This window comes from Actinoplanes sp. NPDC051633 (assembly GCF_040681735.1).
Classification (GTDB): Bacteria; Actinomycetota; Actinomycetes; order Mycobacteriales; family Micromonosporaceae; genus Actinoplanes.
Genome location: NZ_JBFAZH010001633.1, coordinates 1 through 1353 on the forward strand (window position 1 = coordinate 1; position 1353 = coordinate 1353).

The following is a 1353-nucleotide window of genomic DNA, read 5'->3' on the forward strand; positions in this document are numbered from 1 at the left end:
GGCCGTCCAGCGGGTGCTTCCCGGCCACGGCCACGACGCCGGTGTCCAGCCGGCCGGCGGCGTGCGGGAGCAGCTGCGCGCGTACCCGGGAATTGGCGCCGTCCGCGCCCACCAGCAGATCGGCGTCCGCGGTCGAGCCGTCGGCGAAGAACGCGGTCACGCGGTCGCCTTCGGTCTTGTAGTGGGTGAACTCCCGGCCGTGGTGGACCACGTCGTCGAGGCCGGTCAGCAGCACCTCGCGCAGCCGGTGACGACTCGCGCCGTAGTGGCGCTCGCCGCCGGTGTTGATCTCCGCGGCGGCCAGGGTCAGCAGCTCGGCGCCCTGATCGGTGCGGAAGCTGAAGCCGTCGGTGTCGCCCGAGACCGTGTCCAGGAACGACTGGAACAGCGGCGGCGGCAGGCAGCCCTGCAGCGCACGGGCGCCGGCCGGGTTGATGTGGATGCGGTAGCCCTGCAGCCAGTCGGTGCGCTGCCGGGTGCGCTCGTAGACGTCGGCCGTGATGCCGGCCCGGATCAGTCCGTGTGCGAGGGCCAGGCCGCCGATGCCGCCCCCGATGATTGCTATACGCATGAATGACACTGTCAGTCGTCTGAGTGAATTTGTCAACCGTTTGTTTGATTGCTAGGGTGTGGGCCGTGCCTGAGCAGCCCAAAGCCCGTCGCGCCCCAGCCGGATCCGAGCGCAAGCGAGATGCGGATCGGAGCCGGGAGCGGATTCTCGACGCGGCGCTGGTGGAGTTCGGTGAGCACGGCTATGCGGGCGCCCGGATCGGTGCGATCGCCCGGCGTGCCGGGGTCAACCAGCAGTTGATCTCGTATTACTTCGGCGGCAAGGAAGGGCTGCACCGGGCGCTGACCGATCGGTGGCGGGCGATGAGCGCACGCCTGTCCCCGCCCGACGCACCGCTGTCCGAGGTGGTCGCGGCGTTCGCACACGTCGGCGAGGCGCAGCGGCACTGGGTGCGGCTGCTGGTGTGGCAGACGCTCGGCGGGCAGCGCGAGGAGGGTGCGGCGGACTTCCGGAAGTCCATGGTCGACGAGCTGCGCCGGCGCCAGGAGGCGGGTGAGATCGGCGCGGACCTGGACCCGGCGTACGTGATGCTGGCGCTGTTCGGTGCCGCGCTGGCGCCGACCCTGCTGGCCGACTACGCCGAGGACTTCACCGGCCTGCCGGCCGACTCCCCCGAGCTCTTCGAGCGGTACCGCGACCAGCTGAGCCGCATCGTCGAGCGGCTCAAGTGACCGGCGCACAGCGAAGTGGGTGCCCGGCACGCCATCCGCGGGGGCGGTGGCCACCAGGGCGTCCACGACTTTCAAGGCGGCCTCGGGGAAGCGGGGCCCGCCCGCCACCCG

2 protein-coding genes are annotated in these 1353 nt (G+C 71.5%); one reads left to right on the forward strand and one right to left on the reverse strand.

Going from position 1 to position 1353, the window contains the following annotated elements; translation table 11 throughout:
* Nucleotides 1-571, reverse strand: a 571-nt coding sequence (locus AB0M20_RS43795) for an FAD-dependent monooxygenase (RefSeq protein WP_364307435.1), incomplete at its 3' end; no start/stop codon positions are given.
* A gap of 65 nt (nt 572-636) precedes the next feature.
* On the opposite strand from AB0M20_RS43795, the gene AB0M20_RS43800 reads away from it, so the two are divergent.
* On the forward strand, nt 637-1242 hold the full coding sequence (locus tag AB0M20_RS43800; RefSeq protein ID WP_364307437.1) for a TetR family transcriptional regulator: 606 nt from the start codon (nt 637-639) through the stop codon (nt 1240-1242).
* Nucleotides 1243-1353: the final 111 nt, after the last annotated feature.